General features: G+C 59.2%; 14 protein-coding genes. 8 read left to right on the top strand and 6 right to left on the bottom strand.

The genetic code is table 11. The annotated features are described in order from the left end of the window. Genes tssH through ACIPY9_RS08660 form a run of 5 tightly spaced genes read left to right on the top strand, consistent with a single transcriptional unit; the run spans position 1 to position 6,804 of the window. The gene (tssH, locus tag ACIPY9_RS08680) at positions 1-2,562 is read left to right on the top strand and encodes a type VI secretion system ATPase TssH (RefSeq protein WP_400699453.1); all 2,562 of its coding nucleotides are present in this window, start codon (positions 1-3) and stop codon (positions 2,560-2,562) included. 51 nt (positions 2,563-2,613) lie between these two features. Then, positions 2,614-3,465 (top strand): endonuclease/exonuclease/phosphatase family protein, encoded by an 852-nt coding sequence (locus tag ACIPY9_RS08675; protein ID WP_400699450.1) that lies wholly within the window; start codon positions 2,614-2,616, stop codon positions 3,463-3,465. A 58-nt stretch (positions 3,466-3,523) separates the two neighbouring features. Further along, positions 3,524-5,530: a type VI secretion system tip protein TssI/VgrG gene (tssI, locus tag ACIPY9_RS08670; protein WP_400699447.1), complete on the top strand. Its 2,007-nt coding sequence runs from the start codon at positions 3,524-3,526 to the stop codon at positions 5,528-5,530. Between the two features lie 11 nt (positions 5,531-5,541). Continuing rightward, complete coding sequence (locus tag ACIPY9_RS08665) at positions 5,542-6,081, top strand: toxin-antitoxin system YwqK family antitoxin (protein WP_400699444.1); 540 nt, start codon at positions 5,542-5,544, stop codon at positions 6,079-6,081. 42 nt (positions 6,082-6,123) lie between these two features. Beyond that, positions 6,124-6,804 carry a hypothetical protein gene (locus ACIPY9_RS08660; protein WP_400699441.1) on the top strand — a complete coding sequence of 227 codons (681 nt, stop codon included), beginning with the start codon at positions 6,124-6,126 and terminating at the stop codon, positions 6,802-6,804. A 64-nt stretch (positions 6,805-6,868) separates the two neighbouring features. On the opposite strand, the gene ACIPY9_RS08655 is transcribed toward ACIPY9_RS08660, so the two are convergent. The 4 genes from ACIPY9_RS08655 to ACIPY9_RS08640 form a co-directional block, all read right to left on the bottom strand. Further along, positions 6,869-7,171: a hypothetical protein gene (locus ACIPY9_RS08655; protein ID WP_400699438.1), complete on the bottom strand. Its 303-nt coding sequence runs from the start codon at positions 7,169-7,171 to the stop codon at positions 6,869-6,871. Between the two features lie 34 nt (positions 7,172-7,205). Next, positions 7,206-7,601, bottom strand: coding sequence for a DUF4280 domain-containing protein (locus tag ACIPY9_RS08650; RefSeq protein ID WP_400699435.1), 396 nt, complete (start codon positions 7,599-7,601; stop codon positions 7,206-7,208). A gap of 161 nt (positions 7,602-7,762) precedes the next feature. After that, complete coding sequence (locus tag ACIPY9_RS08645; protein ID WP_400699432.1) at positions 7,763-8,467, bottom strand: alpha/beta fold hydrolase; 705 nt, start codon at positions 8,465-8,467, stop codon at positions 7,763-7,765. 77 nt (positions 8,468-8,544) lie between these two features. Beyond that, positions 8,545-9,420, bottom strand: a complete 876-nt coding sequence (locus ACIPY9_RS08640) for a LysR family transcriptional regulator (RefSeq protein ID WP_400699429.1) — start codon at positions 9,418-9,420, stop codon at positions 8,545-8,547. Between the two features lie 104 nt (positions 9,421-9,524). Between ACIPY9_RS08640 and ACIPY9_RS08635 the strand changes: the two genes are divergently transcribed. Next, a complete protein-coding gene (locus tag ACIPY9_RS08635) occupies positions 9,525-10,916 on the top strand; it encodes an aldehyde dehydrogenase family protein (protein WP_400699426.1) in 1,392 nt (463 codons plus the stop codon). Between the two features lie 47 nt (positions 10,917-10,963). Here ACIPY9_RS08635 and ACIPY9_RS08630 read toward each other — a convergent pair whose 3' ends face one another. After that, positions 10,964-11,551, bottom strand: coding sequence for a flavin reductase family protein (locus tag ACIPY9_RS08630; RefSeq protein WP_400699423.1), 588 nt, complete (start codon positions 11,549-11,551; stop codon positions 10,964-10,966). A 208-nt stretch (positions 11,552-11,759) separates the two neighbouring features. Here ACIPY9_RS08630 and ACIPY9_RS08625 point away from each other — a divergent pair, with 208 nt between their 5' ends. Beyond that, on the top strand, positions 11,760-12,368 hold the full coding sequence (locus ACIPY9_RS08625; protein ID WP_400699420.1) for a nucleotidyltransferase family protein: 609 nt from the start codon (positions 11,760-11,762) through the stop codon (positions 12,366-12,368). Between the two features lie 10 nt (positions 12,369-12,378). On the opposite strand, the gene ACIPY9_RS08620 is transcribed toward ACIPY9_RS08625, so the two are convergent. Next, the gene (locus ACIPY9_RS08620; RefSeq protein ID WP_400699417.1) at positions 12,379-12,867 is read right to left on the bottom strand and encodes a cupin domain-containing protein; all 489 of its coding nucleotides are present in this window, start codon (positions 12,865-12,867) and stop codon (positions 12,379-12,381) included. A gap of 155 nt (positions 12,868-13,022) precedes the next feature. On the opposite strand from ACIPY9_RS08620, the gene ACIPY9_RS08615 reads away from it, so the two are divergent. Next, positions 13,023-13,916, top strand: coding sequence for a LysR family transcriptional regulator (locus ACIPY9_RS08615; protein ID WP_400699415.1), 894 nt, complete (start codon positions 13,023-13,025; stop codon positions 13,914-13,916). The last annotated feature ends 5 nt before the right edge of the window (positions 13,917-13,921 follow it).

Genomic DNA, 13,921 nt, shown 5'->3' with positions numbered 1-13,921 from the left:
ATGGAACTTGGCAGCCTGATAGCACGCCTCAATGCCGACAGCCGCCGCGCTCTGGAACGCGCCGCGCAACGCTGCCTGCAACGGGGCCATCACTACGTTGAAATCGAACACCTGTTGCTGGAACTGCTGGATATCGAAGGCGGTGACCTGGCCTGCCTGCTGCCGCGTTTCGGCCTGGAGCGTGACGCGCTGACCGCCGAGATCAACAAGGCCCTGGAGCTGTTCAAATCCGGCAGTACCCGTACTCCGGCACTGTCGACACAGACCATCGGCCTGCTGGAAGACACCGTGGTGCAGGCCAGCGTCATGGGTCAGCAAAGCATTCGCTCAGGGCTGTTGCTGCTGGCCCTGCTGGACCGCGACGAACGCCGCAGCCTGTTGCTCAACAGCGCGTCCTCGTTGCTGCGCATTCCCAAGGATGTCCTGCGTAACAACTTGCAGGAATGGGCACAGGCCTCTCGCGAACACATTGCCAGTGCAGCACCGAACCAACCCGGCAAAGCTCCGGAGCGAGCGGTTGAAAGCTCGACCCTCGATCAATACACCCAGGACCTGACCGCCGATGCCCACGCCGGACGCATCGACCCGATTGTCGGCCGCGACGGGGAAATCCGTCAGTGCATCGACATCCTGCTGCGCCGTCGCCAGAACAACCCGATTCTGGTGGGTGCGCCGGGCGTGGGTAAGACCGCCGTGGTCGAAGGCCTGGTCTTGCGCATTGCCGCCGGGGATGTACCACCGTCCTTGCAGGATGTCAGCCTGCGGGTGCTCGACCTCGGCCTGTTGCAAGCCGGTGCCGGTGTAAAAGGCGAATTCGAGCAGCGTCTCAAAGGCGTGATCGATGCAGTGCGCAGCGCGGAAAAGCCGATCATCCTGTTTATCGACGAAGCCCACACCCTGATCGGTGCCGGTGGCGCGGAAGGCGGCAGCGACGCCGCCAACCTGCTCAAACCCGCCCTGGCTCGCGGCGAACTGCGCACCCTGGCCGCTACCACCTGGATGGAATACAAGAAGTATTTCGAGAAAGACCCGGCCCTGGCCCGGCGCTTCCAGCTGGTACAGGTTGAAGAGCCGGACGAAGCCACCGCCGTGGAAATGCTGCGTGGCGTGGCGACCAAACTGGAACAGCACCATGGCGTGCAAGTGCTGGATGCGGCCATTCACGATGCGGTGAAACTCTCCCACCGCTACATCTCCGGGCGACAGTTGCCGGACAAGGCCATCAGCATCCTCGACACCGCCTGCGCCCGTGTCGCCCTTGGCCAGCATGACGTACCGCCGCCACTGGAAAGCCTGCGCCATCGCCAACAAAGTCTGAAGGAAGAACTCGAACGCCTGCGCCGCGAACAGGCCACCGGCCTCGATCATCGGGAACGCATTACCACCCTGGAAAGCGAATCCACCAGCAACCTGCAAGCCATTCATGAACTGGAAGTGCGCTGGGGCGAAGAACGTGAAGCCGTGCGCGAGTTGCTGGAAACCCGCCGCGAACTGCTCGCCCTGAGCGAACGCGTGGACGCCAATACCGACCTCGCCAAACGCGACCCGGACACCGACAGCCGCATCGATTACCTGGCCTCGGAACTGGTGCGTCTGGAAGCCGGTCTGGATGCGATTCGCCAGGACGATCCGCTGGTGCCGGAACAGGTCGACTCCAAGACCGTCGCCGCCGTGATTGCAGGCTGGACCGGCATTCCGGTCGGCAAGATGCTCGCCGACGAGGCCCACGCCGTACGGACTCTTGGGCAGCGCATGGGCCAGCGGGTCATGGGCCAGAAAGCCGCCCTCGACACCATCGCCCAACGCCTGCAAGCCTATCGCGCCGGTCTGACCGACCCGCAGAAACCGGTGGGCGTCTTCCTGCTCCCCGGCCCTACCGGCGTCGGCAAGACCGAAACCGCCTACGCCCTGGCCGACGCCCTGTACGGCGGTGAGCGCAACCTGATCAGCATCAACCTCTCGGAATACCAGGAAGCCCATACCGTCAGCCAACTCAAGGGCGCGCCACCCGGCTACGTCGGTTACGGCACCGGCGGCGTACTCACTGAAGCAGTCCGCCGCAAACCCTATTCTGTGGTGCTGCTCGACGAAATCGAAAAAGCCCACCCGGACGTGCTGGAAGCCTTCTACAACGTGTTCGACAAAGGCGTCATGGAAGACGGCACCGGTCTGGTGGTGGACTTCAAGAACACCGTCATGCTCGCCACCAGCAACGTCGGCGCCGAACTGATCCTCGACACCCCGACCGCCGAACTCGACAGCGACCCGTTCAACGAACGCCTGCACAAAGTCCTGCTACAAGCCTTCCGCCCCGCCTTCCTCGCCCGCATGACCGTCGTGCCTTATCACCCGCTGGACGAAGCGACGCTGGAAGGGATCGTGCTGGCCAAACTGGAGAAACTGCGTGGTCGGTACAAGGCTGCGACGGGCAAGCAGTTTGATTTTGATAACGGGATTGTCAAGGCCGTATTGGCGAAATGCAGTGGGGCTGGAGCGAGGGATATTGAGAATGTATTGATGAAACAGGTGACGGGGAAGTTGGCGGAGTGGGTGTTGGAGTGAATTGAACGCCACCACTAAAGAATCAATATTGATCAAAGGATACAGATCAACATGATCATTATGAGCTGGAATATTAAGCAGTTTAACTATGCCATCCATAAAAGCATGTCTGACCAGCTCGCTCGGATCGAACATATAGTTGAAACCGTAATTTCACGAAATGTTGACATATTGGTCGTCATGGAGGTCCGCCCATCAGTTAAATCTCCTATCTTTGGAGAGCACTATGAAGACAGCCAGGGTGCGGCTGCCATTTATGAACTTTGTGTCAGACTAGGAGAAACCTGGGCGTGCAGTATGACGGGAGGCAACGCCTACAAGGAAAGCAACAAAGGTGAGCTTTATGCGTTCTTATGGAGAACGGATAGAGTCGCTGACGTTAATCAAGCATCGCTAGTAAACTTCAACGCACAAAATCAAATCCTTCCATTCAAAAACCGTGTACCCGGAATGATGCTGTTTTCACCGCGTCTTTCGCCCAAAAAGATTTTTTCTGTAGTTTGCTATCACGCCCCTAATCCTTCTGAGATGCACAAAGACGAAATCATCTATCTTAAACAGATAAAAGGTCTGCTTGACTACCCAACAATCATATGCGGTGACTTCAACATGGATACCCGCACGGTACATACCGTCCTGCAACCTGAGTTTGATTTAGCCATCACCAACGACAGCAGCCTACGGGTAAATCTTACGGGCGAAGACAGTCCTTACGATGCAATTTTTTATCGAGAGATAAAACTTCTTTCAGCAAGCGTGGATAACCAACTCACCACAGCCGTAAACATGTTTGGCATGCCACTGACCTCAAAAGAAGAAATAAAAAGCATCAAAAGCAACACGTCGGACCATGCACCTGTCTGGGCGCAGTTCGACCTCATTGAAAAAATGGAATGTGAGTAGTTTAGATAAAGCATGATTGGTCGCATGTTTGGTTAATATTCAGCGTTAGGAATATTCAATGCCCCGCTCCACCGACACCACAACCACCCTCTCCCTGACCGGCTCAGCCCTCACCGAGCTGTACCCCGAGTCAGTCAGCGGTGAGGAATCCCTCAATGCTCTGGGGCAGTATTTCCTGCATGGTCAGGCGGATACCCCGTTGACGCTGACTTCTGCCATCGCCACTCACGTTACTGCGACGCTGCATAACGATGCGATGCTGCGGCCGATGGATGCACTGGTGGCGGAGATCCGGCAGCTTCCGGCTGACGCCACGGCAGATCGGTATCAGGTGTTGTTGCGGCCATGGTTGTGGTGGCTGACGCTGGCGAGCAATAACCGGGTATTTCAGAACCTCTCCACATCGGACATCGTGACGTCGATCTTCACCGACCATGGTTTCACCGATTACAAGCTGTCGCTGACCGGCAGTTACACGCCGCGTGAGTATTGCGTGCAGTACGGCGAAACCGATTTTGCATTCGTGTCGCGGTTGCTGGAAGAGGAAGGGATTTTCTGGTTTTTCACCCATGAGGAAGGCAAACACACGCTGGTGCTGGCGGACAACAATGATGCGTTTCCGGCGATTCCCAACGGGCCGGCGGTGAAGTACCTGGGTCAGGGCATAGGCAATCGGGAACTGCACGGGATTCGTTCCGGGCAACTGGTGTTGCAGGCGGTTTCCGGGGTGTATTCGGCGTCGGACTATGAGTTCACCACGCCCACCACGTCGCTTTACAGCAAGGCCGAAGCCAAGGCCGGGCCGTTGTCGATGTATGAGCATCCCGGCGGTTATATCGCCAAGGCGCGGGGCGATGCCTTGACCAAGCAACGGGTCGATGGCCTGCGCAGTCAGGAGAAACGCTTTGTCGGTGAAAGCGACTGCCGCTGGCTGGTGCCGGGGCACTATTTCACCCTGAGCGGCCATGACGATACGACCCTGAATATCGACTGGGTGGTGACGGCAGTCACTCACGAAGCCAGCCATGAAGGTTATCGCAACCGTTTCGAGGCCATCCCCAAGGCCACGACCTTTCGCCCGGCACGGCTGATGCCCAAGCCGCGCATGCACACCCAGACGGCAACCGTGGTCGGCAAGTCCGGCGAGGAAATCTGGACCGACGAATATGGTCGGATCAAGATCCAGTTCCCGTGGGACCGCGATGGCAAGAACGATGAAACCAGCTCCTGTTGGGTGCGTGTGGTACTGCCCTGGACCGGCAAGGGCTTCGGCATGCAGTTCGTACCGCGTATCGGCCAGGAAGTGATCGTCACCTTTATCGACGGCGACCCGGACCGGCCATTGGTCAGCGGTTGTGTGTACAACGGCGACAACGCCCTGCCTTATGCCCTGCCCGCCAACCAGACACAATCGGGGATCAAGACCAACTCGTCCAAGGGCGGCGGCGGTTTCAACGAGCTGCGTTTCGAGGACAAGAAGGATGCCGAGGAAGTCTTTCTGCAAGCCCAGAAAGACTTCAAGACCAATGTGCTCAACGACACCACGGTCACCGTCGGCCACGATGAAACCCTGACCGTCCAGAACGCCCGTACTCGTACCGTCAAGGAAGGTGACGAAACCATCACCCTGGAAAAGGGCAAGCGCAGCGTCACCATCCAGACCGGCAGCGATACGCTGGACGTGAAAGACACTCGCACCGTAACAGTCGGCGGTAATCAGACCCACAGCACCGGCGGCAACTACACGGATAAAGTCACGGGCAATTACAGCCTGACCGTGGACGGCAACCTGACCCTCAAGGTCAGCGGTACCATCACCCTGGAAAGCGGTGGCAGTTTCACGATCAAGAGCGGTGCCGATCTGGCTGTGCAGGCCAGCACCTCGATCACCCAGAAAGCGGGAACGGCCCTGACCAATCAGGCCGGTACATCCCTGGAAAACAAGGCAGGCACGACCCTGACCAACGACGCGGGCATCAGCCTGACCAACAAGGCCGCGGCGTCCCAGACCGTCGATGGCGGCGGCATGCTGACCCTCAAGGGCGGCCTGGTCCAAGTCAATTAAGGTGCTGAACGATGGCCAGGACTGAAGCAGTGGATGTACAAAGCGGCGATGCGCAGCTTGCCGGACGCCTGGATGATGGCCAACTGGACGGACCTTTGCGGATCGAAGAAAACGACCGCCCGCTGGCCAACCTGAATTACAGCCAGGGCGAGTTGCAGGGCATGAGCCTCACCTATCACCCCAATGGCCGGGTTTCCGCGCAATTGCCTTACGTGAACGACAAGTTGCATGGCGTCGCGAATTTCTATTCGCCCGAAGGGCTGCTACAGCGCCGGGCCACCTACCGCATGGGCCTGCTGCATGGCGAGGCCAGCATTCATTACCCTGACGGGCAACTGGCGGAGCTGGAAGAGTACAAGGACGGCGTACGCGACGGGCTTTATCAGCGTTTCCATACCAATGGCCAGGCGTCCTTCAAGGCCCGCTACCTGAATGGCCAATTGCTGGATCAGGAACAACAATTCGCCGATGACGGCCGCCCGCTGGACGCCAAGGGCAAACCGGTTTCACGCTTGCGCTGGTGGTGGATGAATAATGTGTCGGCTACGTAATCCTGACCGCTACCACCTCACACGTATCCAAGGAAGCATCCAATGCGCACAGGCAACAAGACAAACAAGTGGAATCCGTCGATGACCGAGATCCATAACCAGGGCCATCTCCCCCACAACCCCTATATCCCCAAAAACCTGTATATCCAGTGGCGTAATATGGACAGCCAGCAGCGCATGCTGGCCAAGACCCGGGACGCTCTCGCAGATCTGTGGCACGGTACCACGATGTTCGACGCCAACAGCTTCGACAAGATGCTCAAAGTATCCGGCACCTGCGTGCCCACTGTTTACTACCGCAAGATATCGGCAAGCGAATGGAATGCAATCAACGGAAAGCCCGACCCCTTCAAACCGGTCTTCGACCACATCCCCACCAACCTCTATCGCTACTGGATGTCCTCCTCGTTGCTCAAAGTCATGGCATTCGGCAATGAGAACGCCACCGACGACAGCGCAATCATCATCAAGCTGACATTCTCAACCGGGCTGGCGTCCGATCTCGGAGCCGTACTCAAGCCCCATCAGGAGGCAGGTGTGCAGGGCACCGCATCGGTCGTCGCCTTGCATCGCGAAGGCTTTGCGCAGATTGGCAACATCACGACCAACGCTCAAATCACCGAAATAAAAAATCGCAACCTGGACCACAACCTGGGCTTTACCAGCCAACAGCTCAATTACCTGAAAGCACAGCTTGTAAAATTTGAAAAGATCCAAGGCTAGTCCGGCAACGAGCTTGCACATCAGTCGGGCGCACAAAACTGAACACAGCTCGTGCGCCCAGCCTTCACAGAATCTGAATGACGGCCTGAACCACCAGCACCGATACGATGATCCATACCACCATCAGCTTGATGACCGTCCAGGTGCTTTCGCCGGTAAAGCGCTTCAGCCCCGCGACGGAGATCAGCAGCCCGACTATCACCACGGTAATGCGCACCGTTTGCGTGTTGCCCTCCAGCATCAGGCCCATACCGTAGGAAAACGCGGCAACCAGTATGACCGGCACGATACTCAGCGCCACGTTCATCAGTCGGGAAGCCAGTGCCAGCGCTACGGCACTGACGGCAATGGAAAGCACTGCACTCATCTATTCATCCTTGAAAACAATCAATCTGCGCAGGTCAGGGAATCAACATCTGCATCTGCCCCGGCATCACAACCTTGATCACCCCGGCCCAGTTGCACATCAACATGCTGTTGGAGTCGATGGCGGGCATGCCGCCCAATAATACCGTCGGCGCACCTCCCGGAATCCAGGGTGATGCCGTCGCAGGAATGCAGGGCATGGGCGTCAATACCCCCAATGCCGCTGCCGTGGCGGCAATCACCATGGGATTGGCCGTGCTCATGCACATGCCGAAGGTGGGGATATTGACCAGCGGGATATGATCCATGATGGTCGCCGCCGGCATGCTGCTGGTCAGCACGCGATTGGTCGGCAACACGTTCAGAACCGTAGGCGCCGCGCCAAAGCTGCATTGCAACGTGGCTCCGGCACAGACTTGCGGGCATGACATCGGCAGATACCTTGGGGGAAATCAGGAGGACAACATAGCGCAAGGCTATCAGCCTGCCAATCCATCCTCGGTAGGAGTGAATTCATTCACGAAGCGGTATTCCGGGTGAGAATATTCGATGGCTGTGGTGACGTCATTCGCGAATGAATTCGCTCCCACGGTTAGATGGTGTTCAGCCACTCCTGCAACAATTCGGTGGTGCGCTCCGGGTACTCCAGTGGCGGCAGATGCCCGCACTCGGGCAGGACAACCAGCCGTGAACCGGCAATGCCGTCATGGGTGAATTGCGACTCTGCCAACGGGGTGATTTCGTCGTTCTCGCCGACAACGACCAGGGTCGGCACGCTGATCGCCTGCAGAAGCGCAGTGTAATCCTGACGGTCGATGATCGCCTGCTGCTGGCGGATGAAACCTTCCCGGCCAATGGCCTGTGCCATGTCCATGACCTCCTGAGCAGCCGCGGTGCCCAGGCAACGGGGATGTATGATCCGTGGCAGCAGTTGAGGCGTCACGCCCATGAACTTGCCCAGTTGCGCCAGTTCCAGCAGCCCACGCCTGACCCTGGCCCGGTCCTCGCTGTCTGGCCGGACCATGGTGTCGAACAGCGCCAGTGCCCTGACCCGCTCGGGAGCCTGACGCATGATTTCCATCGCCACGTATCCGCCCATGGACAAGGCTGCCAGCGCAAAGAATGGCGGAGCCTGCTCCAGCGTACGCCGAGCCATTTGCGCGATGCTGTCATCCCGGGAAAGATCCGCCACGAACACGCTGCGTGAAGACTCGAAGGCCGCTGTCTGATGCGCCCAGAGTCGCTCATCGTTCAACAGACCGGGCAAGAGAACGAGAGGAAGGTTATTACAAGCCAACGAGGCGCTCCTGAAACAAAAGAAAAAGGCCCATAGATGACACCTTCAGATCGCCATTCGGCACATCATTGAAGCCGTTAGTTTCGGATCGACTCACCCCGCGCCTCCAGCAACTCGACAAACCGGGTCAGGCTCTGGGAAACCGTCCCCCTGCGCCACACCAGCCAGGTGTGCAGGACGCGAAACTTCTCGGACAACGGCCAGATGCTCACGGTGCGGCATCCCGGCATGCTTTCGAGCATGCTGCGCGGCATCAGCGCCAGGCCGGCACCGGCACTGACACAGGCCAGCATGCCGTGGTAGGACTCCATTTCGTAGATCTTGCCCGGCACGGCGGCGTCTTCGCTGAACCAGCTTTCAAAGTGATGACGGTATGAGCAGTTGGCGCGGAAGGCGTAGATGCTCTCGCCATTCACATCCTGCCCCCGTGTGACGGGCGCATGGTTGAGCGGAGCGATGAGCACCATTTCCTCCTCGAAAACCGGCACGCCTTCCAGCGCCGGATGCAGCACCGGGCCGTCCACGAACGCCGCCACCAGCCGACCGGACAGCACACCGTCGATCATGGTCCCCGATGGCCCGGTGGACAGGTCCAGCTCGACCCTGGTGTATTGCTGGTTGTAGGCCGCCAGCAGCGCCGGGATGCGCACGGCCGCCGTACTTTCCAGCGACCCCAGGGCAAACGGCCCCTGGGGCTCTTCACCGGAAACCGCCACACGAGCCTCTTCCACCAGCGCGAGGATACGCCGGGCGTAGTCCAGGAAATTCCAGCCCGCCGGTGACAGGCGCAGGCGATGTTTTTCCCGGATGAACAGATCGACTCCCAGGTCCTGCTCCAGTTGCTTGATGCGTGTGGTCAGGTTCGAGGGCACCCGATGAATGTGTTGGGCAGCCGCGCTGATGCTGCCCTGCTCGGCCACGGCCTTGAATATTTCCAGCTGGACAAGATCCACTTCATTCTCCAAACGTGAACGATACGATCATTATTATTCAGTTTAAGGAAAATTAGCACCCCGGTATTCTGGCCCCACTTCTCCACTCCAGACAGGATGGCGCCATGACCACTGTTTCCAGCCACACCCATGCAATCTCGATCAACCCGGCCACCGGGGAACAGATCGGCCACTATGCCTTTGAATCAGAATCGGCACTGGATGCCGTGCTCTCACAAGCCTCTGCCGGTTTTGCACGCTGGAAACGCCACAGTGTCGATGAGCGCGCACAGCGGTTGATTGCATTAAGCAAGGTGCTACGCGATAACGCCGAGCCCATGGCCCGCATGATCACCCGGGAAATGGGCAAGCCCATCGCCCAGGCCCGTGGCGAAATCGAAAAATGTGCCCAGCTCTGCGAGTGGTACGCCAGTCACGGCCCGGCCATGCTGGCCCCCGAACCGACTCTGGTCGAGCACGACAAGGCGCGTATCGAATACCGTCCGCTCGGGCCGATCCTGGCGGTCATGCCCTGGAACTTTCCGGTCTGGCAGGTGCTGCGCGGTGCCGTTCCGGTGATGCTGGCGGGCAATACTTATGTGCTCAAACATGCGCCCAATGTCATGGGCTGCGCCTACCTGATACGTGATGCCATCAGGCAGGCCGGTTTTCCGGAGGGCGTGTTTGAAGTCATCAACGCCACCCAGGAAGGCGTGTCCAAAGCCATTGCCGATCCGCGCATCGCTGCCGTGACGCTAACCGGCAGCGTGCGGGCCGGTACCGCCATTGGCGCACAGGCCGGGGCTGCGTTGAAAAAATGCGTCCTGGAACTGGGGGGCTCCGATCCCTTTATCGTGCTCAACGATGCCGATCTGGACGAAGCCGTGAAAGCGGCCGTGATCGGCCGTTATCAGAACACCGGCCAGGTCTGCGCAGCGGCCAAGCGCCTGATCGTCGAGCAGGGTGTCGTCGAAGCCTTTACCCGCAAGTTCGTCGAAGCCACACGCCTGCTGGCCATGGGTGATCCCTTGAGCACCGAAACCTACATCGGCCCCATGGCCCGTTTCGATCTGCGTGACGAACTGGACCAGCAAGTGCAAGCCACACTGGCCGAAGGCGCGACCTTGCTGCTGGGTGGCCATAAGGTCGAAGGTGCAGGCAATTTCTACGAGCCGACGGTGCTGGGCGATGTCACCGACCGGATGACGTCTTTCAAGGAGGAGTTGTTCGGCCCGGTGGCCTCCATCATCACGGCCCGTGATGCCCGGCATGCGCTGGAACTGGCCAACGACAGCGAGTTCGGCCTGACGTCGACCATTTACACCCGCAATGTCGAACTGGCCGAACAACTGGCCGATGAGCTGGAAACAGGTGGCGTGTTCATCAACGGCTATTGCGCTTCAGATCCTCGTGTCGCCTTCGGTGGCGTGAAGAAAAGCGGCTTTGGCCGTGAGCTTTCACATTTCGGGGTGCGTGAGTTCTGCAACGCCCAGACCGTGTGGCGGGATCGCCGCTGACGGGAGCATGAATCGGGGAGCCTTGCGCTCCCCGTTTTCCATACCTTTTATTCTTTCTCGCCGGTTTCCACCAGAACCCGGTCACCGATGGCGTAGAACGTCCCGCCTGCGATGTAGTGCAGGCTGCGCCAGCGCGGGTCGGCCGTCTCGAACAGCCAGTGCCCATCCTTGAATACCCGCGAGTCGGCCCAGGCTTCGACGACTTCGCCGATGAACAGATCATAGGTCTGCTGGTTATGCGGCTCGGGGATGAGCCTGCAGATCAGCCAGGCCGAACACCCGGCCACCAGCGGCGTTTCATGCCCCTCGACGCGAAACAGTTCGACACTCGACCGCTCAAGCTTGTCCGGCATGTCGCCAAGGCTTCGGGTGCCCACTTCATAGGTCAGTTGCGCCTGCTCCACTGTAGGAACCTGCAAGGCGAAATAGCCACTCTTCTCGATAAGGCCGCGGGTCAGGGTCATCTTGTCGATAACTACGGTGACCTTGGGCGGAGAAAAATCCAGGGCACAGGACCATGAAGCCGACATGACGTTATCCATGCCGTCATGGCTGGCAGAAACCAGCACGACAGGGCCGTGATTCAACAATCGATAGGCCTTTTCCAGTTCGACTGGGCGAATGGGGTTTTCCACTGGAACCTCGTGAGAGCGTGCGTCTTATCCAAGTCATTCGGGAGCGCGATGGGGCATTCTACTGACGGCCTGTCCAGTTCCGAAAGGGCTGCGTGCTGCACTTGATGAATACAGTTCACGGCCTTATTCCATGCCATGTACTTAATGGACGCATGGCATTCCTCTATGATCCTCGTTCAAATCCCGATCTTGCCTTGAAGGGCTCCGGATGAATGAATCTGCATCTCCTGTAATCGGCCTCATGCTGGCGGCCGGGCGCAGCAAACGTTTTGCTGGCGATAAACGCCTCGCGCGATTGCCCGACGGTCGCAGCATGCTGCAAACCAGCCTCGACAACGCCCGGCAGGCTTTCACTGACGTCTGGCTCGTGCTGCGCAGCGATGACGATGTGCAGTCGCTGGGGATTGCGCACGGTGTTCATATCGTGCGCAGCGAACAGGCCCATCTCGGCATGGGGCACAGCCTGGCCAGCGGTATTCAGGCCTTGATGTCCTCATCCGCCAGCGCCGCTGCCATTCTCCTGGCCGACATGCCATGGCTAAGGCCGGACACCTTGAGCCGTCTCGCCCGGATGGCTGACCCGCAGCGTATCGCATTGCCCCTTCATGCCGGGCAACGCGGGCATCCAGTGATCATTGGCCGTCAGTTCTGGCCGGAGCTGCTGTCACTCGAAGGCGACCAGGGTGCCAGGGCATTGCTTGCAGCCCATACCCCGGCCTGTGACGTCATGGAAACGGATGATCCTGGCACCGTACGCGATGCCGATACGCCCGAGCATCTTCACGCCGAAACGATGAAATACACCCGGAAGCGTTGATGACACATCCTCAGGGACGCAGCTCGGCAGCCCGGGCGTATTCCTGATCACTGACCTGCTGCATCCAGTCGACGACCTTGCCATCCAGAGCCTCGGCAATGGCAATGTGAGTCATGCCGGTTGTCGCCGTTGCACCGTGCCAATGCCTGACATAAGGCGGAATCCACACTGTATCGCCGGGGCGAATGACCTTGATCGGCTGCCCTTCCTGCTGAACCAGTCCCGTACCGGCAGTCACGATCAGGGTCTGGCCCAGAGGGTGGGTATGCCAGGCCGTGCGAGCTCCCGGCTCGAAGGTCACGGTTGCGCCCCCTACCCGCGCATCCCCCGTGCCCTTGAAGGGCGAGTCCACTCGCACCTGCCCCGTGAAATAGTCTGCTGGCCCTCTGACCGAAGGCTGGGAGCCGTTTGGGGTCACGGTCAGGGCCGGGCCTGTCTCGCTATGGGCCTCAGCCGCCAGAAGAGAAAGTGAAAGCGCTGTTGCTGCAAGCTTCTTCAAGTGCAGTCCTCCATTCAGACATGAAATGCCGCTGCGTGATGCCTCTGCATACAGGTCCGTGCGATTGCAGAGTGGCGGCACGATTCAATCTATCAGCTGCACACTCTTATGTTTAGCCGCTAGAATCGGCTAACACCTATGAAGGAGACTCATTAGTGCTTCGGGAAAACGCCAACGATCTGCTCGCCTTTCTTGCTGTCGCGCGCGAGCGAAGCTTTACCAGGGCAGCCGCCAAACTGGGGGTTTCCCAGTCGGCACTCAGTCATACGGTGCGAGGCCTCGAGGCTCGGCTGGGGCTACGACTGCTGACGCGCACGACACGAAGCGTATCGCCCACGGAAGCCGGCCAGCGACTCCTGCAAACGGTGGGCCCGCGCTTCGAGGAGATCGAGGTTGAACTCGCTGCGCTGAGCGAGTTGCGCGACAAGCCGGCCGGCAATATCCGCATCAGCGCGATGGACTACTCGCTGGATATCCTTCTGCGCCCCATGCTGAAAACCTTTCTTCAGCAATACCCGGACATTTCCGTGGAAGTCTGCTGCGACTACAACTTCGTGGACATTGCCGCCCAGGGCTTCGATGCCGGCATCAGGCTGGGGGAAGCTGTCGCGCAAGGCATGATCGCCACACGCATCGGTCCCGACATGCGCATGGCCGTGGTCGGCTCGCCACACTACTTTGCCAGCCGCCCACATCCCGAAACCCCGCGGGAGCTCACAGCGCATCTGTGCAATAACCTGCGGCTACCGACGCATGGCGGAATATATGCCTGGGAGTTTGCCAAGGGCCAGGAAAGCCTGAATGTCCGGGTATCCGGCCAGGTGACCCACAACGGCGTCTATCAGTTGCTGGACGCCGCACTGGATGGATTCGGCCTGAGCTATATCCCCGCCGATATCGTCGAACCCCACATTGCCAGCGGGGAACTGGTGCAGGTCCTGAAAGACTGGTGCCCGCTCTTCAGCGGCTTCCACCTTTATTACCCCAGCCGTCGACAGACGTCACCGGCCTTTGCCCTGCTGGTGGAAGCCTTGCGCTACCGCCTCTGAAGGAA

It is taken from the genome of Pseudomonas sp. NPDC089734, assembly GCF_044748865.1.
Taxonomy (GTDB): domain Bacteria; phylum Pseudomonadota; class Gammaproteobacteria; order Pseudomonadales; family Pseudomonadaceae; genus Aquipseudomonas.
This window is presented reverse-complemented; position numbering and strand designations above follow the sequence as displayed.